The sequence below is a fragment of the Halomonas sp. THAF5a genome, from assembly GCF_009363755.1.
Classification (GTDB): Bacteria; Pseudomonadota; Gammaproteobacteria; order Pseudomonadales; family Halomonadaceae; genus Halomonas.
The window spans coordinates 1,091,122-1,112,629 of the sequence record NZ_CP045417.1; the positions used below are offsets into that span (position 1 = coordinate 1,091,122).

Below are 21,508 nucleotides of genomic sequence, written 5' to 3' on the forward strand. Positions count from 1 at the left end.
TCCGCTCACGATAGCGGTTCCCCAAAATAAAAGGTTCATCGCACTTTGCCGGGAAATGCGGCACGGATCTTCAGGAAGAAGTACGCCGTGTCGCGATACCCGTAGGCCATCCGCTTGATGACCTTGATCCGGTTGTTCATGCCCTCCAGCACGCTGGTGTTCAGCCGGTGCCGGGCGCTGGACAGGATCCCTTCGAGGTACGGGACCAACCGCTTGGCGAAACGTTCCAAGGCCTCGATGCCACTGCTGGTCGCCATGGCATGCCACTCCTGCCAGGCGTTTCGGGCGGTGGCTTCGTCGTCGGCAAACCACAGGGTCTTGAGCTGATCCTTGAGCAGGTACGCCGTGGTCAGTGACGCATTGGCCGCCAGCAGCTCCTCCAGCTTCACCGCCTGCTCGGGCTTGAGATTGTCGGCGTTGCGCAGCAGCAGCCAACGACTGCCCTTGATCACCTTGCGGGCCGCCTTGTCGTCGCGCAGCTGGTTAGCCTGATCGACGCGTACCCGATCCATCACTTCGCGCCCGTACTTGGCCACCACGTGGAAGCGGTCGTAGACCACCTCGGCGTTGGGGCACTGGTCCTTCACCTCACAATCGAAGGCCGAGTTCATGTCCATGGCCACGGCCTCGATCAGCTCTCGTGCCTCGCCCAGCCACGCGAAGAAGGGGCGGATCGACTCGCGGGAGCGGCCTTCGCCGATCCATACCACCTGCTGAGTGTCGGCGCAGGCGACCACGGTGGCGTAGCGGTGTCCCTTGTGCAGGGCAAACTCGTCCATCATCAGCCGCCGCAAGCGTGTCGGATCCGGTGCCGGCAGGTCGCGTTGCAGGCGCTGCTTGTCGATGGTCTTGACGGTATGCCAGTGCAAGCCGACCAGATCCGCGACATGCCGGATCGGCAGCAACGTGACCAGGCGCTCCACCCACTGGCGCAGTGTGGTGGTGACCGGCGAGCGCCCGGGTAGCCAGTCGATGCGCTCTCGTGTCGGACCACAGGTCGGGCAGCGCAGGCGCCGCACCGGGACATCCAGCTCCACTCGGTAGATCAGCAGCGGCGCCTCGCGGACGCGCCGGCGATGCACGTCATGGACCAGGCAACAGGCGTGGTCACAGCCGCTGCAGACAGGCGGGGTCAGGTCATCGGGCTCCAACTGGAGCCGTAGCGTCTGAGGATCCAGGAACTCGTGGTGGGCGACAGTGAACCCTTTCCAGAACAGGCTGAGCGGGGTAGCATCCATGGCAACGGCGGTGTCCGTAGGCTGACGTTTTGGCGAATATCAGCTTACTCGGATTCACCGCCGTTTCTCTATCCAGCCCTCGCCTCAAGCCCTGCCTGTTTCACGCTGATCTGCGAAGAACCATAAAAAAACGCCCCGTTCGAGGGGCGTTGTCGTGTGAGGCGAAAGGTGCTTACCCCTCGAAGCGTCGCGCGCCGGCGCTCAGCACCGCGAAGTCGAAGCGCTGCTTGGCCGGAAGCACTACCAGCAGCGCCAGGCCCGTCACGACCGGCATGAAGGTGGCGAGCAGGAAGGACTCCATGAGCGTGGTCAGGGCATCGCCCGGGGCCGGGAAGAGGGTGAGGCCGGCGATCAGGCCGCTGACGGTGGCGAGCACCGCGGCACGCCCATCGAAGCGGCGGTTGAAGAGCCCGAAGAAGACCGGGAAGGCCGCCGCGCAGCAGAGAAGGTCGGCCAGCAGGAAGAGGTAGAGCACGCTGTAGCCCTGGGCGGCGACGAAGGTCACCGGCAGCGCCAGCAGCAGGATCAGCCACCGCGACAGGCGCATCAGCCGCTGGTCGCTGGCGCCGGGCAGCAGCCGTCCGCCGTCGACGGCGATCATGCTCGAGGCGGCGCTCAGGGTGGTGTCGGCGCTGCTCATGACCAGCGCCAGGCCGAGGAAGATCAGGCCCACGGCGAACCAGCCGGGGATGTCGGCGAGCAGCACGCTGAACAGCGCCACCGAGCCGTCGCCGGGCAGCCCCAGCCCCACGAACGCCAGCCCGAACAGCCCCATCACGAAGATCATCGGCGCGCTCAAAAGGCCCCCGAGCAAAAAGCCCAGGGCCACCGCGCGGTTGCTCTGGGCGGCGTAGACCCGCTGCCAGTTGCCCTGGTAGAAGAGCCCGGTCAGCATCACGGCCAAAAAGAAGGTGAGGCCGGCCTTGAGCCCGCCCAGGTCGGTGATGTCAAGAAGCCGCGGCGCCGTCGCCTCGAGGCCGGCGAGGGTGGGGGTGAGGCCGCCGGCGGCCTGCCAGCCGACGATCAGTAGCACGGCGAGCAGCGGCAGGATCACGACCATCTGCACCTTGTCGGTGAAGATCGAGGCGCGCAGGCCGCCGTACAGGGTGTAGAGCAGGGTGGCGGCCATCACCACCGAGCTGGTCGCCCAGAGCGGGACCGGCGCCAGCAGCCCGACCATCTTGGCGATGGCGGTGACCCCCGCGGCCAGGGAGATGAACAGGTAGAACAGCATGATCACCAGGGTGAAGGCGTACATGGGGCGCCCGTAGCGGCTCATCACGAACTCGGTGAGCGTGTGGCCGCCCGGCGAGAGCTCGCGCAGGCGCCGCCCCAGCGGAATCATCACCAGCCTGGGGGCCAGCGAGCCGAGCGCATAGCCGGCGATGGCGCCCAGCCCGCCCCAGGTGGCCGCCTGGGCGGGGCCGAACAGGATCCAGGTGCCCAGCGTCGAGGCCATCAGGGTCAGCACCGTGGCGGTGGCGCCCTGGCTGTTGCGGGCGATGATGAAGTCCTCGAGGCTCTCGTTGTGGCGGCGGGCGTAGAGCAGGCCCGGCACGGCAAACAGCGCCGCGAAGGCGATGAGCCACCAGAAGGCGTGGGCGGTCGACAGCATGGCGTTCTCCCTAGCATAGAATGGCCCGGCGCGATGCCGAGCGTCGCTACGAGAGGACGCAATTGCGTTGGGTGAGAAGCGTTGCCGGATGGCACTTCCTTCCCTTCGCCGGCATGATCCGGATCAGGTTCGAAGGGTTACCGGTCGTGCCGCCGAGGCACGGGGCCGGAATCTCAGTCCGCGTGGACTCCCCCAGGAATGCATCCTAGCGTAGGGCCCCGGCGTCACCGGGTCAACACGGCCCGCGCCGCCCGCGGCAACGATGAGCATGCGAACTGTCATGCCGGTGGCGTAAGATGGTAGGCCGCGACGGGGCGCAGGCACCGGTCGCTGCCTGACGTGTGGCTCGAGCGGCGGAAGGGCCGCGGCTTGAATTGCGCGGCGCCGCCCCCATGTCAGCGCCCCGTGTGTTCGGGCCGCGCGCCCTTTTCCGGCGAGTGCCGGCATGGCACCTCATTCATCTTCAGTACGGGATCTTTCATGGCCGAACCGGCTCTCTCCATCCGTGGGTTGACCAAGGTCTACGGCAATGGCTTCCAGGCCCTCAAGGGCATCGACCTCGACGTCGCCCAGGGCGACTTCTACGCCCTGCTGGGCCCCAACGGCGCCGGCAAGTCGACCACCCTGGGCGTGGTGTGCTCGCTGGTGCAGAAGACCGCGGGGAAGGTCTCGATCTTCGGCATCGACATCGACACCGACTTCGCCCGGGCCAAGTACCACCTCGGCGTGGTGCCCCAGGAATTCAACTTCAGTCAGTTCGAGAAGGTCATCGACATCGTGCTGGCCCAGGCGGGCTACTATGGCATGTCGCGCCACGAGGCGCTGCCCCGCGCCGAGCAGCTGCTGCGCGATCTCGGCCTCTGGGACAAGCGCCACGACAGCGCGCGGATGCTCTCCGGCGGCATGAAGCGCCGGCTGATGATCGCTCGCGCCCTGATGCACCGCCCGAAGCTCCTGATCCTCGACGAGCCCACCGCCGGCGTCGACATCGAGCTGCGTCGCAGCATGTGGGAGTACATGCGCCGCATCAACCGGGAGGAGGGCACCACCATCATCCTTACCACCCACTACCTCGAGGAGGCCGAGAGCCTCTGTCGCCGCGTGGGCATCATCAACCACGGCGAGATCATCCGCGACACCAGCGTTCGCGAGCTGCTCGCCGAGCTCGACACCGAGACCTTCCTGCTCGATCTCGCCCATCCGGTCGAGGCGGCCCCCGAGGTCGAGGGCTTCGAGATCCATCGGGTCGACGACGCCCAGCTCGCCGTGGTGGTGCATCGCGGGCAGCGCCTCAACGACGTCTTCGAGGCGCTCACCGAGCGAGGCATGCAGGTGATGTCGATGCGCAACCGCGCCAATCGCCTCGAGGAGATGTTCGTCTCCATGGTGGAGGACGGCCAGCAGAAGGAAGCGCGCTCATGAGTCCCAAGCAGATCGTCATCGCCCTCTGGACCCTGGTGATCAAGGAGATCAAGCGCTTCACGCGGATCTGGCCCCAGACCCTGCTGCCGCCGTCGATCACCATGACGATGTACTTCATCATCTTCGGCAACCTGATCGGCTCGCGGATCGGCGAGATGGACGGCTACAGCTACATGGACTTCATCGTCCCGGGGCTGATCATGATGGCCGTGATCACCAACAGCTACTCCAACGTGGCATCATCCTTCTTCTCCAACAAGTTCCAGCGTTCGATCGAGGAGATGATGGTCTCGCCGATGCCCAACTGGGTGATCCTCTCCGGCTTCGTGCTCGGCGGCATGGCCCGCGGCCTCGGTGTGGGGCTGATCGTCACCGGCGTGTCGCTGTTCTTCACCCGCATCGAGATGGCCCATCCGCTGCTGACGCTGTTCGTGGTGGTGCTCACCTCGGCGCTGTTCGCCATCGGCGGCTTCATCAACGCCCTGCTGGGCAAGAAGTTCGACGACATCTCCATCGTGCCGACCTTCGTGCTGACGCCGCTGACCTACCTGGGCGGCGTCTTCTACTCGATCTCGCTGTTGCCGGACTTCTGGCAGGGCGTCTCGATGCTCAATCCCATCCTCTACATGGTCAACGTCTTCCGCTACGGCTTCCTCGGGGTCTCCGACATCCCGGTGGGCTGGGCGCTGGCGGCCGTGCTGGCCTTCATCAGCGTGCTCTACGGCGTGGCGCTGTGGATGCTGAAGCATGGCAAGGGCATCAGGAGCTGACATGACCCACCATCGACCCGACACTCTCGCCCAGGCCCCCCTGGGGCGCGAGTCCGCCTATCCCGAGTACTACGACGCCGGGCTGCTCTATCCCATTCCCCGGGCCGCCAACCGCGCGCCGCTGGGCATCGAGGAGGGTGCCTTGCCCTTCGTCGGCGAGGATGAGTGGCACGCCTTCGAGGTCTCCTGGCTCAATGCCCGGGGCAAGCCGCTGGTCGCCGTGGCGCGCTTCCGGCTGCCGGCCGAATCGCCCTACCTGATCGAGTCCAAGTCCTGGAAGCTCTACCTCAATGGCTTCAACCAGACCCGCTTCGAGAACCGCCAGGCGGTGATCGACACCCTGCTGCGCGACCTGGCCCAGGCGGCCGGCGCGCCGGTGGCGGTCGAGCTGCTCGGCCTGGACGACGCCGCGCTGGCGGTGAAGCGCCTGCCCGGCGAGTGCCTGGACGACCTGGACATCGAGGTGACCGACTACACCCCCAGCGCCGAGCACCTGGCGGTAGGGGAGGAGATCGTCGAAGAGACGCTGCACTCTCACCTGCTCAAGTCCAACTGCCCGGTCACCGGCCAGCCCGACTGGGGCAGCGTGCTGATCCGCTACCGCGGCCCCAAGCTCGACCGCGAGGGACTGCTGCGCTACCTGATCGGCTATCGCCAGCACCAGGACTTCCACGAGCACTGCGTGGAGCACATCTTCACCGACCTGATGGCCCGCGCCCGGCCGGAGCGGCTGCTGGTGCTGGCGCGCTACGTGCGTCGCGGCGGGCTCGACATCAGCCCCTGGCGCGCCACCCCCGGCGAGCGGCCGCCCGAGCCGCTGCGGCTCTCTCGGCAATGAGGGCGTGAGGCAGTGAGGGGCGAGGCGGGCACCTGGCACGACAGGCGCCCGGGCAGCTGATAGAGTGTCGAGAAAGATTCTCGTCTAGTGACCTCAAGGGAGAGACTCAATGGATGCGCTGACGCTGCTGCACGAACGCAGCTCCATGGGCAAGCTGATGGGCCCGCCACCGAGCCCCGAACAGCTCGAGGCGATCTACCGGGCGGCCCTGCGAGCGCCGGATCACAAGGAGCTGCGCCCCTGGCGCTTCATCGAGTTCTCCGGCGAGGGCCTCGAGTGCCTCGGCGAGCTGTTCGCCGAAGCCGAGTTCCGCGAGGATCCCCACGCCAGTGACGCCACCCTCAACGCGGCCCGCAAGAAGCCGCTGCGCGCGCCGATGATCATCGCGGTGATCGCCAAGGTCACCCCGGACGAGCCCAAGGTGCCGAAGATCGAGCAGGTGATCTCCGCCGGCTGTGCCGCCCACGGCATCCTGCTCGCCGCCCACGCCCAGGGGCTCGGCGCCATGTGGCGCAGCGGCAAGTACGCCTTCGATCCCACCGTGCGCAAGGGGCTGGGGCTCGCCGAGGACGACGAGGTGGTGGCCTTCCTCTACCTGGGCACCCTGGGCGGGCGCCACAAGCCGCTGCCCGCGCACGACATCGACGCCTTCGTCGAGCGCTGGGACTGAGCCATGCGCGAGATCGGCGTCCCCCATCCGCGCCTGCCGCTGCCCCACGCTGGCGGCGAGGACGACATGGCCGCCTTCCTCGCCTGGCTGGGCGAGGCGATCCCCATGGTGGGGACGCTCGGCATCCGCGAGATGACCCGCGACGACCAGCGCCTCACCTGGCAGCTCGCGCTCACACCTAACCTCAACGACAAGGGCACCGGCTTCGGCGGCGCGCTCGCCGCCCAGACGACCCTGCTCGGCTGGTGCTGGACCACGCTCTGGCTGCGTCGCCGTGGCCTCGCCCGGGACGTGGTGGTGGCCGAAGCCACCCAGCGCTTCCTCGCGCCCGTGACCGGCGACTACCGCCTGGTCTGCGAGCCCGAGGCGGACGACGGCCCCGCGCGTCTCGAAGAGCGGCTGGCGCAGCGGGGCAGGGGGCGCATCGCCCTGGTCCAGCGGCTCTGGTGCGGCGACACCCTCTGCCTGGAGGCCCGGGGTGACTACGCGGTGCTGCCCGAGGCCTGAGCCGGGTCGCGTGAAAAGCGCGAAACCGGCTTGCATTCGCGGACTTAAGTCGTTAGTATATGCGCCGTTCTTGAGCAAAAGGCCACGCGCCCAAGTGATAGAACCACAATGCGGAGGGGTGTCCGAGTGGTCGAAGGAGCACGCCTGGAAAGTGTGTAAGTCGAAAGGCTTCGAGGGTTCGAATCCCTCCCCCTCCGCCACGAATTTTGATTAAGCCGCTGATTTCAGCGGCTTTTTCTTTTTCTGGGTAATCATGGCCCATACTTCAGCCCATACTTTGCGCGTAGCTTCCCCTGAACCATTCAGGACTCCGTTGGACAAATCGATCCAGTGATCAAACCTTTGAGTCCTGCTCCGAGGCTTTCTGCGTCCTGCATCCGTGGCGCTGAGCGTCATTTGCTCTGGCCAAGCGCGGGGCACTAATACCCCGTGCTCGACCTCCTGCAGCAGCACTGTTGGTTTCGTGTCTGGATTGACCTTCCACTCAGTACCTGCCACCTCCCCTTTGCTACTCTGAGAAGGTGATCAGCACGGAGGCCAGTCACCATGTCACGGGTCGAGACGCTTGCCAGGCAGGCTTGGCAGCTCAAGGAGCAAGGGTACGCCATCGACGATATCGCCGATGCGATGGGCAAGCCGACCAGCGCCATCGAACGCTGGATCAGTAGATGGATCGATATCGCCCAACAGATGCCACCTTGGCACGAAGGTCTGAACGTCCATACCGTCCACTGCCTCCGGAAGGCTGGCATCACCAGCCGAGATGCTCTAGCGGAGGCATGGGAGAGTGGCAGAATTCGACGCGGTCAGCCGTCTGGAATCGGCGTGTCTCGACTTGTTGAGCTCCGGCACTGGCTCGAGACCACAGGCACTGAGATTCCCAAAGCAGCAGCGCCCAGGGCCATGATCATCGACCTGACGCCCGAAGCCGAGGCCGCCCTCAACCATCTCCGGAGGAGAACTGGGCAGAGTGCCTCCCAGCTGATCAGCCGCCTGCTGGTCGATGCCGATGACATCGACAGGAATACCTGAGCCATGTGTGGTCGTTTCGCGCTTTTTTCGGATCTTCCTCGCGTCGCGCGGCGACTCGGCCTGCCCGAGCCAGAGGCGCAATGGCAGCCTCGCTACAACGTCTCCCCCGGCACTTGGATCACCGGCGTTCGCAGGTCCGATCCCGACGTCGATGCGCACTTCGATAGCCCGTGGTGGGGGTACCGGCCTCATTGGGCAGGGCAGAGCGGGCCGGAGCCGATCAATGCCCGGGCCGAGCGGCTGGATAGCTCACGTTACTTCCGCGGGGCGTTTCACAGGCACCGCTGCCTGATTCCCGCAGACGGCTGGTACGAGTGGCTGCCGGGGGAGGACGGTAAGCAGCCGTACTTCTTCGCCCGTGAGGACCGCGAGCCGCTGTTCCTGGGTGCGATCTGGGAGCCCTACGCCGACGACACCGCCTGCTGCGCCATCATCACCGAGCCGGCCCGTGGCATCGCCAGAGAGATTCACGACCGCATGCCCCTGGTGCTGGATGACCAAAGCCTCGAGGCATGGCTGAATCCTGATCTGGGGGAGCGTGATGCCATCCGCGCCGCCGTGCATCACCTGGAGGCGGCAGCGTTGACGGCCTGGCCGGTGTCGACGCGGGTCAATCGGTCGGATCAGGAGGGGGCTGGCCTGATGGAGCCCTTGGCGCCATAGCGCAGCCGGTGCTCCATGCGGCGCCCGCAGGCTCGGCAGGTGACCCGGTAGCGATCCCTCGGCAGCATCGTCGCCTCGAATTCATGCCATGCCTTCACGCCGCGTCCGCGGATCTCGGTCTGCCCGCAGGGGCAGATCATGATCCAGGTGCCACCGGGGGCCGGCATCATCTCGATCTCGTCCATGACCATTCTCGCGCCCATGTCAGCCCACCGTAGCGCGGACGTCATGTTGCCGCCGCAAGCCAGCGCCGACGGTGGCTATGCGTTTCCATTGATCCTGATCCCTGCGGAAGCGACGATACCCTTTTTAATCAGGAGGTTTGAATGCTCGTACGCTGGCTTCTGTCACTGGTGATCGTGGTCCCGGGCCTGGCTCAGGCCGACGCACTGATCGGCAGCTGGAACATCAAGCACCTCGGCTGGAACAACGACAAGGCATTTGAGCAGGTGGCCCATGTGGCTAACCACTTCGACCTGCTGGCGATTCAGGAGTTAATGGACACGTCGGCCATGGCACGACTGGAACGCGAGGTGGAGGCTCTCTCTGGTGAGCCATGGTCGTCCATGGCGAGTCGAGATCTGGGCCGGTCCACGTACACCGAGCACTATGCGTTCTTGTGGCGCGAGAGCGAGGTGGCCTATGCGGACAGCGCGGTGGTGTTCCTGGATCACGGCGACACCTTCAGCCGTGAGCCCTATGCGGCGCGATTTCGGGACGTGGAGACCGGTGACCTCTTCACCGCCGCCACGGTGCATGTCGTCTACGGTGACAACGTTGGTGATCGGCTGCCGGAGATCGACGCCCTGGCCGACTACTGGCAGTGGCTGGACGAGATCGCCAAGGGTACGCCTCGGCTGCTGATGGGCGACTTCAACCTCGCCCCGGATCACGAGGCCTGGGCGCCGTTGCGGGCGCTCGGCGCAGTGCCAGCGATCACCGATGGCCAGTCTACCCTGGCGACCACGGCCGCATAGTACTCCAATCTTTACGACAACCTCTGGTATGAAAGTGGTGGTCTCGAGTTAAGCGACCGGGGCATCCTGCGCTTTCCGGATCTACTGGCGTTGGATCACCTGGCGGCGCGCGCCCGCGTCTCTGATCATGCCCCGGTCTACTTCGGCATCAATGGTGCACGCCTTGAGTCGCAGTTGGTCGACGGCGCGGACGCCACGACCGGCAGCGTGAGTTTGAACTGCATCGACCTCAATGCTGCCACGCCCTCGCGGCTCGAGGATCTGCCGCATGTCGGGCCTGCCCGGGCCGAAGCCATCGTGTCGGGGCGTCCCTGGTCAGCCCCGGGGGAGCTTACCCAGGTGAACGAAATGGAGGGTGGCCGCTTGGAGGAGATCCGGGCAAGCGATCTGCTATGCGGAGCCTAAGCCGCAACGCTTGCGGTGTACGTGATCGCTTACACCGCACTACTGAGATGTCGTCTGGCGCCTGGGCACTTGGCGACTCATGGTGAAGGCGTGTTGGGCCTCCTTCAGCGAGTTGCCGCACCGGCTTCAGGACGAGCGCCACGGATGGCATGCCCAGGGATGGGCCCTGTTTCGAATATCGCCCCGGCCTCGGCCGGGGCGAGGTCTTTCCACATCTGCACTGTCGTTCTGGATCATGGAGCCGGGTATGCACATCTCCATACGGGTCTTGATGCTGGGCATGGTTTTGCTGCTGTCGGGCTGCTCGGAGCCTACCGTGGATGCGTCCAGTGAAGATGCCTTCTACCGCTCCACCGGCAGTATGGCCGAGGCACTGCAGGCCGAGGAGCGTGACGTCTTTACAGACGCACTGATGACTGTGGTCATGGCCGGTGTCGACTTCTCGTCAGCGCCGGGAGAGCCCGGTCAGCTTGACCTGGCAGAGGCAATGACCCGGTTGGACGGTATGACCATCGATCAGGTGATGGCTGAGGCCGAAGCACTGCACAGGCGTCAAGGAGCGGCCGTGCGCAGTGGTGCCTCCCGGCATGACGGCCCGCTCGATCGCCCCGAGTGACTCATGCGGATCATTAGCAGACTGGTCCTCGGCGGGACTGCCAAGCGGCTGGCTGCCGGGCACCTACACTGCCTTGTGCAGCAACAGCCATTTCACCAATCCAGAGTTGAAGGCCCCGAGTGACTGCGGCGATAGCCTCGATTTCCTCATCTGTCTGGCGGGTAACAAGACGTTGGCACCCAAGTCCGAGCCATCGCACCCCAAGGTGCACAACCTGCAACCTTAACGCGGTGAGGATGCACGCCGGTTGCAACAGGTTGATCTGGGCGCCCCCGGCTTACGGCGATGTGGACTACTAGATTGGCTATGCCTTCCGCATAAGGTGTGTTCATCGGTCATATACTTCTGAAAACGCTCAAGACTGAGCGAAAGATCTACTTCTGCGGAGCGTGTCCTGAATCGCTTGGGCAGTAATTGCGCAAGCGGCCTGCGGCTTGTAGCCGCTGATGTTGAGTACCAGATTGGCATGAGTATTGAGTTCTTCCGACACCCGCTGACGAAAGTCCGGGGCCAACGACTCGAGATCCTCTACGGTTGCCCCTCTGCCATGGAGGCGACGTTGTCGCTCTGTTTCATCTAGTATTAATAGAACGGTCAAATCAGGCTGGATAAGGCTCTTGCCCAACTGATCCAGTTCGGCGGTGACACCTCGGGCCTTGGCATATGCCAACGTGGATGCCCAGTAGCGATCCATGAACACCCATTCGCCACGTTTTGCCAGGTTACCTGCCTTTCTTCCCTGGCTGGATACGCTGGCGGTATAGAACAATGCTTTTGCCAGTTCGTCCCCCGCGAAAGCTTGCAGTACAGCCTCTCGGCAATCAAAAAGCTCAGGGCCCGGCGTACTCATGGCGTGACCGGAAAAGTGTTTTGCCAACTGTTGCACCACAGTGCTTTTGCCAACGCCGTCCAGGCCCTCAATTGCAACAAAACCGCCCATTTCAGTTCTCCTCAAGCGCCAGAGCGATGCGTTCCATCTCGGCATTATCTGCCTCGGTAAAGCTGTGGCTGGACACCACAACCGGAATGCGCTGGTCGAAGCTTTCCTTAAACCCGTAGCGCTCTTTCTGGGCGTAGAGCGGTGTGCCGCGCAGCAGCATCAACGGCCAAGCCCTCACGCGTGGAACATGCTGCTGCAGGCACCAATCAACGCTGGTTTGGAAACTCTCCAGTGTCTGATGGGGTAAGCCATAGATCAGGGAAACCTCGAAGTCGATGTTACGTTCATGGAGTTCCCGGATTTTATCGCTAACGATTTGCATATGGTTAGGACGGTCGACAGCACGATATTCGGCCTCTACGGTTGTCTGCAGTCCAAACTCCAGCGTTACGTCTAGGCCATCAAGCGCATCGAGGAATTCGGAGTAGCAGGTCTCGAAACGGCACTGTAACGACAGCTGGGCTGATACACCGGCAGCCTTGATGCTGTTCACTACGCCGATAGCACGTGACGGGTTGGTGTGGAAGATCGGATCCAGTACCGAAATCCGCTCCACCCCTGCAGCAGCAAACAACGCCAGTTCCCGTTCGAGGCGCTGGCTATCGAACCTCTGGTGCTTGAGCCGGTTGCCCGGTTCGCGGTGCTGGCAGAAGGCACACTTGAAAGGGCAGCCCCTCTGGGTTTCCCAGCGAATGTTGGCTCGTGGTTCGACAGTGCCTTGCAGGTACGGTGACGGCAGTACCAGCAGATCATGATCCGCCTTGCGGCCCAGATCGGGAGTCCCGGCGACATGGATGCCACAGTCATCGGGCAAGGCACCATGTGCAAGCTCCAGCATTGCCATCTCGCCTTGACCACGGACGAAATAGTCCGCTTCTGGGTAGGTTCCTTCTAGCTGCCCTCCGGCCATGTAGGAGATTTGCGGCCCACCAAGCACGATCTTTGCGCCAGTGTCCTTGATCCTGCTGATCAGTTCCTGCACCTCCGGATCGTTCCACACATAGGTGCCGAAACCAACAAGGCATCCCGGGCCTTCTTCGGAAATTGCCAGCAGCAACTCACAGAGCACCTTCTCCAGAGAGAAGTCGGTGCTGTTGACCTGTGTTTCGATTATACGATATGGCACACGGTCAGCCTGCAGAGCCGCGGCAATCGAGCCGATACCCAAGCCGGTCTTGCCGTCCTGTGGCCGTCGCCAATCCAGCGACACTAGAATGACCGGGCTCATGACGTGACCTCCTGGCGACCATATTGGTCTCGCGCGGCATGTCCGCGCAGGCGTTGTCGCACATCTCGTCGGAAGTTCTGGAAGGCACGCCGGTCACTCGGTGTCGTTGGCACGATGACCATGCCACAGCCATTGGGCGGGTAGAGCTTATAGTGCCGTCCTTTGGCATAGGTCCAGCCAAGCCGAAGCAGTTTTACCGCGAGCTGATTGATGTCCTTGTCCTTGCTGAAGTACATGGTGGTTCCTCTGCTGCATGGGGTTGATCGGAGAATGCAGCAGAGGGAATGACGAAGCCCGACAGGCGGACGAAAGAAAAATCCAAAAATGACTGATCATCGAGTGAAGCGCTAAGGCAGCAGCCTCAGCAGGTGCTCGACTACAGCTTGTTGCTGGTAAGAAACGGCAACCCACAGCGCGTTTTTTTCACTCGAGGGAGAGTCTTCCTCCAGCGAGGCCCAAGGGTCACCACCCGCAGCGAGCATAGCCTTGAGTACCTCCAGATCCCCGACTTCGGCGGCAAATAGCGTGGGAGTCCAGCGGTATCGGTGGCTATTGATGCCTGCATAGCGCCGATTCGGATCGGCGCCATTTTCTAGCAGCGCCATGATTACCTGACGGCGCGCATCGACAGGATAGCTGAAGTACTGTGCTACAGCCGCAAAGACATTCCTTTTCCACGGTTCATCGAGTTTTTCCATCCTGGCCTTGCGCAGGGCGGACAACTCGCAGTCCAATATAGCGCCGCCCTTGGCATCGAACACCTCTGCTGGGACACGCCCCTCAAGATAGGCGATGTGTTGGGCAGGGTCGCTTGCATGGGTGCTGTCATGCAGCAACGCCATGGCATAGACCAAAGCGCTGGGTGAATTGCAACATGAACGCTCGACATCCGCGCCCAGATCGATCAGCCGGCCGACAATCTCGGCATGACCCATTTCCAAGGCAATCTTTAGCGGCGTTTCTCGCTTGGTGGAGGCCGGACGATTGGCCGTAGCCTGACTGACACTCAGCGTCAGTAGATACTGCAGAATATCCTGATCCTTCCGGTCTCGGGCCCGGCGTAGGGCAATGATCAGAGCATTCTCACCGGACTCGCGAATGAACACATTCGGGTCACCACCGGCTTGTACTGCTTTCTTTACGTCCTCGAGAGAACCCTCCCTCACCGCATCCATCAGGGGTGTAAAGCGGACACGCCCTTCGGCCCGGCCGCGCTTGCGATTCGGATTGGCAAGGTCTTTTGAGGTCAGGGAGAAGGGCTTGTCCATCACCTCGAACCGCATGGCAGGGGGAATGCGGTGTCTGGCCTTTTGTGATGGGAACAGCCGTTCGAACTCGAACGAGAGGCGGCGCATCTCCTGGTCATCCAGCTTCCGCTTCGGTGGGCTGTTGAGACCAAGTAGAAAGCATTTGTCCCAGTAACGATTGGCGCGAGTCTTGTCGCCCACGCCTACAGCGTGGCACAGGGCCTCGTGAAGAATCGAATGCTGATGACGGCCAGCTCGCCACCAGGCCTGTTCACAGGCGGCATCATACAGCTCAAGTGCTTCCTTTTCTTCGCCGACATTGGCTTCCAGGCGAGCCGAGAGCCACAACCACAGGTATTCATGGGCTACACGATGAGCTGGGCTACCCCGATCATAAAGCGAACGGAACCAGTCGAGTCGCTGACGAATGGACTGCTCGTTGCTCCGGGGAGCCGCAAAAAGCCTCTGAATCTTGGCTAGCACGGGGGCCACCTGATCACGCAAAGGTAGACTGCTACGGTCGGCTGCTTCTCTCTTCAACTCTATTCGAACCTGCTTCTCGCTTTTCAGTTGACTCAGATCATGCTCATCAAAGTCGCGCTTTATGCTCCTTCGCAACTCTATCGGTACCGATTGCACAGCCACTGCCATAACTAGCCAGCCGGTAAGCCTCTCAGCCTGGTTCTCCGCCAGGCTGCTGCCGGCAAACATCTGCTGCGCCGTTCTCCTGTAAGGCCACAGTCTTTTTCCCACGGGATGGCCATGCTGCCAGCGTTCCAGTGTGCGCTGGTCGATTTCCAGATGATTGGCAAGCCGCTCCCGCAGCTGATTCTCGGACACGCCGCTATACCTGGCTGCTGCGTGTAGCCAGGCAAAAAAAGGTGCTTCCCACCAAGTTGTTACGTCGAGCAGCGGGATTTGGACGCTGGCACGGCGAATGAAGCCTGATACCTCTGGAATCACTAGTAGACGCTGCAGTGCATCCCGGGCTGGTTCCGACATCATCCCGGTGGTATTGGTGTCGCGGGCGAAGGATCGTAAAAAGTCGCTATGCCGCTGCCAGGCCGAGTCGACCAGGTCGTGCCAGTTTGCGCCACAATCCTCGCGAATAGCCTGTAACCACTTAATCTGACAATCCTGTAGCAGTTCGAAGTTGCTTGCCCCTCGCTTCTCTAGAGCCTGATCTTCCAGGTCTTGGATTAACCCTTTATCCACGAAGAAGGGGCGATAGCCGGAGGCGGTGACCAGACTGCGTAGGATCTCTCCAGGAGCGCGAAGAATTATAAGTTCTTTCATGGTGCGGCATGTTCCTTCTGCCCGTTTGTTTATGCAAAGTCTCACAGAAATTTTACGGATGCACCTGATTTGTATTGATAATTATTAAGTGAAAGAGTAACAGAAACCCAGATTTCCTATTCTGAGGGCTTCAGTCGGTAGCTGTCCCCACCGGACAGGTAGATGTGCAAGTGAGCGATCAGCGTACCTTCGGTAGCTCGTCCCAGCGGGTCGTCCACCTCGGCGTGCGATTGGCACAGCGCAGGTGCCAGGCAGCATCGGGCGAGGCACGCCCGAAAGTCACGGTGCCGCGTCCCATTCTGCCGTTGAGTCTGTCTAGGGTCGCCATCAGGCGGTCATTGCGCTCTCGTTCGGCTCGACTCTCCGGCGTATCCAGCAGCGAGAGCTGTTGCCGGTTGGCATCTACCAGGTCGACCAGCATCACCCCGGCCTTCATGAATCGGTAGTGGGGGCGATAAATGGCATCGAAGGCCTGGCTGGCGGCATGCAGGATGGCGCGGCTGTCGTCGGTGGGCAGCGGCAGTTCCACGATCGCACTGGGCGAGTACTGCGGCAGATCGGGACGATGACGGTTGGTCTTCAGGAACACGTAGACGGCACGTGCCAGACTGTCCTGAGTCCGCAACTTCTCGGCACTGCGCTGGGCATACTGACGGATCGCCTGGTGGATCTCCTGCCGGTTGTCGGTCAGGCGGCCAAAGGAGCGCGAGGTCATGATGCGCTGGCGAGCCTCGCCCCGGTCGTTCATCTCGATGCAGGGAATGCCCTTCAGCTCCAGGCAAGTGCGCTCCAGGGTCACCGAGAAGCGCTGGCGGATCTGTTTAGAGTCCGCCTGGGCCAGATCTCGGGCCGTGTGCATGCCCATCAGGGCAAGGCGCTCGACCAGCCGTCGCCCCACCCCCCAGACGTCATCCAGCGCCACCTGCTGGAGCAACGCCTCGCATTCGTTGCTGTCGGGCCTCAGCACGCAGACGCCGCCGTAAGCGGGAAGCTTCTTGGCCACCCGGTTGGCCAGCTTTGCTTGATACTACAGAGCAGACTCTTTCTGACTGATGATGCTATAACACAGTCATCGGACACGTGCAGGTAGCATTAGTACGCCTTCCCTGATGAGGTAACCTCTCTCATGCCGGTTTATCGGGTCCTACGTGCCGAAGGGGACTTTCCCTTTCATGTTGTAGATCGAGAAGGGTTGCCGCACCCAGAGCTGACCCTCTATGCCTGCATGTCCGTGCGTCACCATGCATCGCTGACGGCAAGAGCCTACACGAGGGAAGTGGTTTCCTTTGCTTCATGGGCGACAGATCATCCCGTCGTGATTCGACAGGGTTGGCAGTTGCTGGGGCCACCGGCTCAAGTGCGGGCACTGTTGGCTTTTTTCCTGGCTTCGGAAATGAAGTGCATCGTGGCGTTAGGTCGAGATCGCGGTGGATTCGAAACCCGTCGGATCGAACCGACTTGGCAGACTGGCCGGCGCCTAGAACGGCTCCTGGCGGCGCTGAGATCGTTCTACACGGTACTGCATGAGCACGGTCACTATCACCATGGCAATCCGATGGATGCCGACGGTGCCCGCCGTTAAATCGAAGAGGAGCGCCGCCGGCAACTCCGAGCGTTTGTCGATGCCCATGGTCGAATGCCCATGCCTGCTGACAGTGGCGTAGACGGCGTTCGAGAGATGCGCCTTTCTGCCAGTTATTTCCGGCTGAAAGGGAATCAATGGTTACCCGAGATCCTGGATGAACCAGCCCTGATGAACAGGGTCATGTCAGCTGGTGAGCAGTGGGGGTGGACACTACGTGAAACCGCCTTGGTACGTATCCTCTTTGATAGCGGCTGCCGTGTGCACGAGGCGTGTCAACTCAGCGTGGCGGACTGGGTACAGAGTGGTTTTATGCGAGAGATGCTAGCGATCAGCAAGGGAAGTCATGGACGCCGAGTGAAACGGCTGTTCATTACCGACCGCACGGCCAAGGTCTTGCGACGATATGTGGACGAGCAGCGTGCTCGGCTAGATCCCCGAGGATATGGGCTGTCGGAACTCGCTGAACTCCCTGTGGAAGCCCTTCACCGCATTCCACTGTTTCTGACGCGACGTGGCACATCAATGAACCCGGACCACTTCCGCCGCGACTATTGGGCACCGGCGCTAAACGCCGCGGGCCTACAAGTGCGTTGCCATCAGGTCCGCCACTGGTTCGTAACACAGGCGCTCAATGACATCCACCAGCGTGCCCGATCCGCCGAGGAACTGCAGAGCCTGCGTGGTGCCCTACGTGAGCTCATGGCCTGGACAAGCGACATGCTGCCAATCTATGACCAAGCTATCCGCCGGCATAACCTGCCGGAGTTGGCTCATCACATTCATGCGCGCATCGAACGTGAGCACCGGCGGGATAGGGCTCGCCGTTCCCAACCGGATCCTCGTCCCGAGTCAATAACCGAGAGCCAGCAAATGTTAGATGAGATGCTGAAACCATGACGCCGTCGGCCCGGCAACAACGCGCCGATCCAGAGTGTCGACGGCTTACGATACGTGCCGAGCTTGATCGTCGACGCGAGCTGGGTGAGGCTTTCGTGAACCAGGAAGTGATGGTGGTAACCGGCTACGATCGCAAGACGATCAGTGGCGTTACCCAGCGTTATGTCCGTGAACTGGCAGCGGAGTTGTTGGACACGGCAGTCGAGAATCAAGAAGCTTATGCACGCTGGGTACGTGACTACCGCACCTTTCGCTCCTTTATCACACGCACGGAGAGTGGGCCGGCGCTGTTCCGACGCTTTGCGCGGCTGGTCATCGAACAGCTGCATCGCGAGAACGCGTTGATGACGGTGAACGCAGTTGAAGGCATTACGGGTGGACGAAGACGGATACTGAATGAAGAGCTGGTTATCTGGGAGCAGGAGACCGGCCATCAAGTAGCGCGCACGGTTGCCTGGAAATCTCTCGACACCTACGGTACTACCTTCCTCGTGGGCGAAAATCATGCGCTGAACCAGCGAAACGAATCGATCAGGGCGGAACTGGACCGTCGTCGCCGGCTCGGCACTCCCTTCAAGCTGGCCGACATCAGTAGATGCTTAGGATTCAGCGTAGCCACCGTGTCGGGGTATTCGCGCCACTATGTGGCAACATTGGCCGATGAGCTCTTGAGCGCCCCGGTCGACAGTCGTGAGGCCTATGAGGGCTGGCGTCGGGACTTCAATACCTTTCGCTATTCGCTTCCCAATACGCGGCGTTCACGTGAAGTGCTCACGCGGCTCACACGTCTGACCATTGAGCACCTACACCGCGAGGGACATACGGTAGCCTACAGCGAGGTACTGCGGATTTCCGAGCACAATGATCGTCACATTAAACAAGAAATCCGGCGTTGGGAAGAAGAAACGGGGCATCAGGCCAGGCCGCTGCGAGCATGGAAGGAGATCACGCTAGAGATGGTGCTCGACAGGGTATCGCCGGCGCTCCATCACCTACCGATGACCTTTCTGGAATCACCGACCATGGGACGGCCCTTCAATGAATCCCAAAGACGGATGATCCACTCCATTTCGCAGCCGAAACTTCGGGATGTGGCATTTTTTGTCATGACCTTCGCCGACGGAAATCGACTTAACGATATCACCTTTTTTGCCAGCATATCGCGTTATCTGAAACGGTTGAAGCTACCGGATATCGATGCACTAGATCCCGACATGTTCTACCGAAGATACCATGACGGAGAGGTGCTCCCCGAAGAGGGCACACCCAAACGCGGTCGGTTCCTGCAGACCTACTTTCGCTTGCTGCGCAAGCAAGAGGATTATCTACTCAGATTGACGCCCGAGCAGCGCCGGGCCGTGGCGCCTTGGCGTCTCAGTGGACTGAAGGATGACCACTTCTGGCACCGCTCCACCATCCACAGAGACGTGAGGAGCGAGCAGAGGAGGCGTCGTAAGGCCGCGACCGCCGTTGTACACGATCGATTCTATCTGCTTCGTGATGTGGCCGAGCGTCGGTGTATTCAGGTTGAGCGCCTGCATACAGCCTTCTTGGATGCCATATCTCACCATAAGCAAGTGGGAGAATCGCTGCCGATGTCATTTTCGATCACCGATGAGATGGTATCAACATCAGGTCGAGTTCAGCCCACACAGCAGCATTTCAGGCTCTGGGATTCCGCAACATTGCGTTCTGTGCATGAGCCCGTGGCAGAAGACTTCTATTATCATCAGGATCAACGCCAGCGTATACGTGCGAAGGTAGGTGACCAGGCACGTTACTTCCTAAGCTATGAGGATGGCCATGCTCGCGATGATGCCACTTTGATAGAGCCCTACTGGTTCATCGAGCTGCTGCAAGCCAATGTACTGAAGTCTCAAGTTACCCATTCTGACTTTCTGACGCACAATGGCTACTCAAAGGGGGCATTCCAACTTCCACCACAATCAACTTGGGGGCTGTCTACATCCCATTGGTTGGAGCGAATCTCGCGGGACCTTGGCATAACCTTTATTCCACTGGAGGCACTCAGGCTAGCCGCTCTCGTCGGGCATGCGGCCATTCAGATCATGACCAAGACTGGCGCTCGCATGAACGAATTCCTGCAGATTAGATTGAGCCCAGAGCATTTATCACGAGTGCTGCTTGCGAAGGAACGTGAAGCGATTGCCTTCCGCGCGATTCCCAAGGGACGCCGGGAAGAGGAGCCCTATTATATTGACGAGCGCTGCATGAAGGCGCTACACGCCTGGTGGAAGTTTCAACGTGAGCGGGGGCAGAACCTTGAGACTATTCCGCCTACCAGAAGCTTGCGTCACAAGCTTCGTCCGGCGCCCTACATATGGCAGAATGCCGGAAGGCATTTCAGTCATAAGGATGTCAACGCGACGATGTCCATTATGTTGCACGGCATCTCGTTGCAAACTGCTACCGGTGAGGCCGTGCGGGTCACGTCCCACCTGCTGCGCCACGGCTTTGCCACTGAAATGCGGGCGTTAAACACGCCCGTGGATGTGATCGCACTACTCATGAAGCAGCGAGATGTGCGAGTGACCGAGTACTATTCCCAGCCGACGCCGGCCCGGCTAATGGAGTTGCAACAAAAGATTTTTGAAAGTCGTGTGGATCTGTCTCGTACCCATGTGCGATCCCCAGGACAGATCCGACGACAGGTCGAAGCCGCACAGGAGCAGGTGGGCGCACTGATACCAGTTATCGGTGGACGGTGCACCGTGGCCAGTCAGTGTCCCATCAAGTTCGCCTGCATTGGCTGTGCCGGGAATGCGCCCGACTGGCACAAGCGTGACCAAGTCATTGTCTACCGGCAGGCCTGTGCGCAGATGGCGGAGATGGCAGAAGCACAGAACCTGCCCGCCGAAGGGCGCAAGGCAAAGGAAGCCATGGCGAGCTGCGACGATGTATTGGCCGAGATGGAACTGCTGGAACAAGCTGATCAGGCGGCTGCCGATCCCGTCATACTGACCATCGGGAGGGAGGAGAGGTGACACCACAATCCCATAAGGCGCGTCCAGAGGCTGCAATGGCCGGTTTGAAGCGCAGTCATCAGCAGCGACGCAATCGAAGCGTAACGATCGTGCGTCGAGCGATCAGTCGGTTGCAGGAGATCGGAAGTCCCGTGACGCTGGGACGAATTGCGAGAATATCGCGTGAACTCTCCGACACGGGAATGGGTATCTCCGAGTCCACTATTCTTCGAAATCCCGAATGCCATCAATTATACGAAGAAGCCGCCCAACCCGTTCGCCGGCGGCGTGCTGTTGGTCGGTCGCTTGCTCGCGAAGTGGAAAGTCCCACCGATGCGGAGCGGCGACGTATGCATTATTTGATGCGCCAAACCAAAGCTGAACTGGCCGTTCGAATTATCGCTGTTGAGCGGGAGCTGGCTTGCTCAGAAAAATCGAATGGAGTCCTGCGCGACCGGATCATCCAGGAAAAACTGGGTCTAGAGTCATCTTTTTAAAGAAGATATAGATATAACAGTTTAGAGCCTTCTAGCTATCCAGGAAGTGTTGGGAAATGATAAAACTTCATGCTTTTGCTC

At 61.4% G+C, this 21,508-nt stretch carries 22 protein-coding genes, 1 tRNA gene and 1 riboswitch; of the genes, 14 read left to right on the plus strand and 9 right to left on the minus strand.

What is annotated here, in order from left to right:
* Positions 1-35 precede the first annotated feature (35 nt).
* Positions 36-1,238 carry an ISL3 family transposase gene (locus tag FIU83_RS04900; RefSeq protein WP_152482218.1) on the minus strand — a complete coding sequence of 401 codons (1,203 nt, stop codon included), beginning with the start codon at positions 1,236-1,238 and terminating at the stop codon, positions 36-38.
* 172 nt (positions 1,239-1,410) lie between these two features.
* Positions 1,411-2,853 (minus strand): sodium:solute symporter, encoded by a 1,443-nt coding sequence (locus FIU83_RS04905; RefSeq protein ID WP_152483021.1) that lies wholly within the window; start codon positions 2,851-2,853, stop codon positions 1,411-1,413.
* Positions 2,854-2,936: 83 nt separating this feature from the next.
* Positions 2,937-3,057, minus strand: a riboswitch (TPP riboswitch).
* 276 nt (positions 3,058-3,333) lie between these two features.
* Between FIU83_RS04905 and FIU83_RS04910 the strand changes: the two genes are divergently transcribed.
* The 8 genes from FIU83_RS04910 (at position 3,334) to FIU83_RS04945 (ending at position 8,755) form a co-directional block, all read left to right on the plus strand.
* On the plus strand, positions 3,334-4,275 hold the full coding sequence (locus FIU83_RS04910) for an ABC transporter ATP-binding protein (protein WP_152483022.1): 942 nt from the start codon (positions 3,334-3,336) through the stop codon (positions 4,273-4,275).
* Complete coding sequence (locus tag FIU83_RS04915; RefSeq protein WP_152483023.1) at positions 4,272-5,045, plus strand: ABC transporter permease; 774 nt, start codon at positions 4,272-4,274, stop codon at positions 5,043-5,045. The genes FIU83_RS04910 and FIU83_RS04915 overlap by 4 nt, the downstream gene beginning before the upstream one ends.
* A gap of 1 nt (position 5,046) precedes the next feature.
* Positions 5,047-5,883, plus strand: a complete 837-nt coding sequence (gene queF / locus FIU83_RS04920) for an NADPH-dependent 7-cyano-7-deazaguanine reductase QueF (protein ID WP_152483024.1) — start codon at positions 5,047-5,049, stop codon at positions 5,881-5,883.
* A gap of 109 nt (positions 5,884-5,992) precedes the next feature.
* Entirely contained in the window at positions 5,993-6,553 is a 561-nt protein-coding gene (locus FIU83_RS04925) for a nitroreductase (RefSeq protein ID WP_152483025.1), read from the plus strand.
* A 3-nt stretch (positions 6,554-6,556) separates the two neighbouring features.
* Positions 6,557-7,060: a YiiD C-terminal domain-containing protein gene (locus FIU83_RS04930; RefSeq protein WP_152483026.1), complete on the plus strand. Its 504-nt coding sequence runs from the start codon at positions 6,557-6,559 to the stop codon at positions 7,058-7,060.
* A gap of 112 nt (positions 7,061-7,172) precedes the next feature.
* A tRNA-Ser gene (locus FIU83_RS04935) sits at positions 7,173-7,260 on the plus strand.
* A gap of 346 nt (positions 7,261-7,606) precedes the next feature.
* The gene (locus tag FIU83_RS04940; protein ID WP_152483027.1) at positions 7,607-8,092 is read left to right on the plus strand and encodes a hypothetical protein; all 486 of its coding nucleotides are present in this window, start codon (positions 7,607-7,609) and stop codon (positions 8,090-8,092) included.
* A 3-nt stretch (positions 8,093-8,095) separates the two neighbouring features.
* Positions 8,096-8,755, plus strand: coding sequence for an SOS response-associated peptidase (locus FIU83_RS04945; protein WP_152483028.1), 660 nt, complete (start codon positions 8,096-8,098; stop codon positions 8,753-8,755).
* On the opposite strand, the gene FIU83_RS04950 is transcribed toward FIU83_RS04945, so the two are convergent.
* Positions 8,716-8,940, minus strand: coding sequence for a hypothetical protein (locus tag FIU83_RS04950; protein WP_152483029.1), 225 nt, complete (start codon positions 8,938-8,940; stop codon positions 8,716-8,718). The genes FIU83_RS04945 and FIU83_RS04950 overlap by 40 nt on opposite strands.
* A gap of 141 nt (positions 8,941-9,081) precedes the next feature.
* Here FIU83_RS04950 and FIU83_RS17615 point away from each other — a divergent pair, with 141 nt between their 5' ends.
* The 3 genes from FIU83_RS17615 to FIU83_RS04960 all read left to right on the plus strand — a co-directional run bounded on the left by FIU83_RS17615 (position 9,082) and on the right by FIU83_RS04960 (position 10,753).
* On the plus strand, positions 9,082-9,732 hold the full coding sequence (locus FIU83_RS17615) for an endonuclease/exonuclease/phosphatase family protein (RefSeq protein WP_253939541.1): 651 nt from the start codon (positions 9,082-9,084) through the stop codon (positions 9,730-9,732).
* 90 nt (positions 9,733-9,822) lie between these two features.
* Complete coding sequence (locus FIU83_RS17620) at positions 9,823-10,137, plus strand: helix-hairpin-helix domain-containing protein (protein ID WP_253939542.1); 315 nt, start codon at positions 9,823-9,825, stop codon at positions 10,135-10,137.
* A 247-nt stretch (positions 10,138-10,384) separates the two neighbouring features.
* On the plus strand, positions 10,385-10,753 hold the full coding sequence (locus FIU83_RS04960; RefSeq protein ID WP_152483030.1) for a DUF6694 family lipoprotein: 369 nt from the start codon (positions 10,385-10,387) through the stop codon (positions 10,751-10,753).
* A 355-nt stretch (positions 10,754-11,108) separates the two neighbouring features.
* On the opposite strand, the gene FIU83_RS04965 is transcribed toward FIU83_RS04960, so the two are convergent.
* The 6 genes from FIU83_RS04965 to FIU83_RS17420 form a co-directional block, all read right to left on the minus strand.
* Positions 11,109-11,693 carry an AAA family ATPase gene (locus FIU83_RS04965; RefSeq protein WP_172976014.1) on the minus strand — a complete coding sequence of 195 codons (585 nt, stop codon included), beginning with the start codon at positions 11,691-11,693 and terminating at the stop codon, positions 11,109-11,111.
* A 1-nt stretch (position 11,694) separates the two neighbouring features.
* Positions 11,695-12,921 carry a radical SAM protein gene (locus FIU83_RS04970; protein WP_152483032.1) on the minus strand — a complete coding sequence of 409 codons (1,227 nt, stop codon included), beginning with the start codon at positions 12,919-12,921 and terminating at the stop codon, positions 11,695-11,697.
* Positions 12,918-13,157 carry a phosphoribosylglycinamide formyltransferase gene (locus FIU83_RS04975; protein WP_152483033.1) on the minus strand — a complete coding sequence of 80 codons (240 nt, stop codon included), beginning with the start codon at positions 13,155-13,157 and terminating at the stop codon, positions 12,918-12,920. Before FIU83_RS04975 ends, FIU83_RS04970 begins: the two co-directional genes overlap by 4 nt.
* A 111-nt stretch (positions 13,158-13,268) precedes the next feature.
* Positions 13,269-15,464: an ankyrin repeat domain-containing protein gene (locus FIU83_RS04980; protein WP_152483034.1), complete on the minus strand. Its 2,196-nt coding sequence runs from the start codon at positions 15,462-15,464 to the stop codon at positions 13,269-13,271.
* 178 nt (positions 15,465-15,642) lie between these two features.
* On the minus strand, positions 15,643-16,467 hold the full coding sequence (locus FIU83_RS04985) for a DUF4113 domain-containing protein (RefSeq protein ID WP_253939543.1): 825 nt from the start codon (positions 16,465-16,467) through the stop codon (positions 15,643-15,645).
* 474 nt (positions 16,468-16,941) lie between these two features.
* Complete coding sequence (locus FIU83_RS17420) at positions 16,942-17,094, minus strand: hypothetical protein (RefSeq protein ID WP_172976015.1); 153 nt, start codon at positions 17,092-17,094, stop codon at positions 16,942-16,944.
* Between the two features lie 12 nt (positions 17,095-17,106).
* On the opposite strand from FIU83_RS17420, the gene FIU83_RS04990 reads away from it, so the two are divergent.
* From FIU83_RS04990 to FIU83_RS05000, 3 genes are read left to right on the plus strand one after another with little or no spacing between them, the layout of a single operon-like run.
* Positions 17,107-17,946, plus strand: coding sequence for a site-specific integrase (locus FIU83_RS04990; protein WP_172976016.1), 840 nt, complete (start codon positions 17,107-17,109; stop codon positions 17,944-17,946).
* Positions 17,943-20,951: a tyrosine-type recombinase/integrase gene (locus tag FIU83_RS04995; protein WP_152483037.1), complete on the plus strand. Its 3,009-nt coding sequence runs from the start codon at positions 17,943-17,945 to the stop codon at positions 20,949-20,951. The genes FIU83_RS04990 and FIU83_RS04995 overlap by 4 nt, the downstream gene beginning before the upstream one ends.
* Positions 20,948-21,427 (plus strand): hypothetical protein, encoded by a 480-nt coding sequence (locus FIU83_RS05000; protein WP_152483038.1) that lies wholly within the window; start codon positions 20,948-20,950, stop codon positions 21,425-21,427. The genes FIU83_RS04995 and FIU83_RS05000 overlap by 4 nt, the downstream gene beginning before the upstream one ends.
* The last annotated feature ends 81 nt before the right edge of the window (positions 21,428-21,508 follow it).

Bases quoted from the DNA above. Each gene is read 5' to 3' on its own strand.
- FIU83_RS04900 (WP_152482218.1), bottom strand. From the start codon at position 1,238: ATGGATGCTACCCCGCTCAGCCTGTTCTGGAAAGGGTTCACTGTCGCC.
- FIU83_RS04905 (WP_152483021.1), bottom strand. From the start codon at position 2,853: ATGCTGTCGACCGCCCACGCCTTCTGGTGGCTCATCGCCTTCGCGGCG.
- FIU83_RS04910 (WP_152483022.1), top strand. From the start codon at position 3,334: ATGGCCGAACCGGCTCTCTCCATCCGTGGGTTGACCAAGGTCTACGGC.
- FIU83_RS04915 (WP_152483023.1), top strand. From the start codon at position 4,272: ATGAGTCCCAAGCAGATCGTCATCGCCCTCTGGACCCTGGTGATCAAG.
- queF (WP_152483024.1), top strand. From the start codon at position 5,047: ATGACCCACCATCGACCCGACACTCTCGCCCAGGCCCCCCTGGGGCGC.
- FIU83_RS04925 (WP_152483025.1), top strand. From the start codon at position 5,993: ATGGATGCGCTGACGCTGCTGCACGAACGCAGCTCCATGGGCAAGCTG.
- FIU83_RS04930 (WP_152483026.1), top strand. From the start codon at position 6,557: ATGCGCGAGATCGGCGTCCCCCATCCGCGCCTGCCGCTGCCCCACGCT.
- FIU83_RS04940 (WP_152483027.1), top strand. From the start codon at position 7,607: ATGTCACGGGTCGAGACGCTTGCCAGGCAGGCTTGGCAGCTCAAGGAG.
- FIU83_RS04945 (WP_152483028.1), top strand. From the start codon at position 8,096: ATGTGTGGTCGTTTCGCGCTTTTTTCGGATCTTCCTCGCGTCGCGCGG.
- FIU83_RS04950 (WP_152483029.1), bottom strand. From the start codon at position 8,940: ATGGACGAGATCGAGATGATGCCGGCCCCCGGTGGCACCTGGATCATG.
- FIU83_RS17615 (WP_253939541.1), top strand. From the start codon at position 9,082: ATGCTCGTACGCTGGCTTCTGTCACTGGTGATCGTGGTCCCGGGCCTG.
- FIU83_RS04960 (WP_152483030.1), top strand. From the start codon at position 10,385: ATGCACATCTCCATACGGGTCTTGATGCTGGGCATGGTTTTGCTGCTG.
- FIU83_RS04965 (WP_172976014.1), bottom strand. From the start codon at position 11,693: ATGGGCGGTTTTGTTGCAATTGAGGGCCTGGACGGCGTTGGCAAAAGC.
- FIU83_RS04970 (WP_152483032.1), bottom strand. From the start codon at position 12,921: ATGAGCCCGGTCATTCTAGTGTCGCTGGATTGGCGACGGCCACAGGAC.
- FIU83_RS04975 (WP_152483033.1), bottom strand. From the start codon at position 13,157: ATGTACTTCAGCAAGGACAAGGACATCAATCAGCTCGCGGTAAAACTG.
- FIU83_RS04980 (WP_152483034.1), bottom strand. From the start codon at position 15,464: ATGAAAGAACTTATAATTCTTCGCGCTCCTGGAGAGATCCTACGCAGT.
- FIU83_RS17420 (WP_172976015.1), bottom strand. From the start codon at position 17,094: ATGGGCATCGACAAACGCTCGGAGTTGCCGGCGGCGCTCCTCTTCGAT.
- FIU83_RS04990 (WP_172976016.1), top strand. From the start codon at position 17,107: ATGCCTGCTGACAGTGGCGTAGACGGCGTTCGAGAGATGCGCCTTTCT.
- FIU83_RS04995 (WP_152483037.1), top strand. From the start codon at position 17,943: ATGACGCCGTCGGCCCGGCAACAACGCGCCGATCCAGAGTGTCGACGG.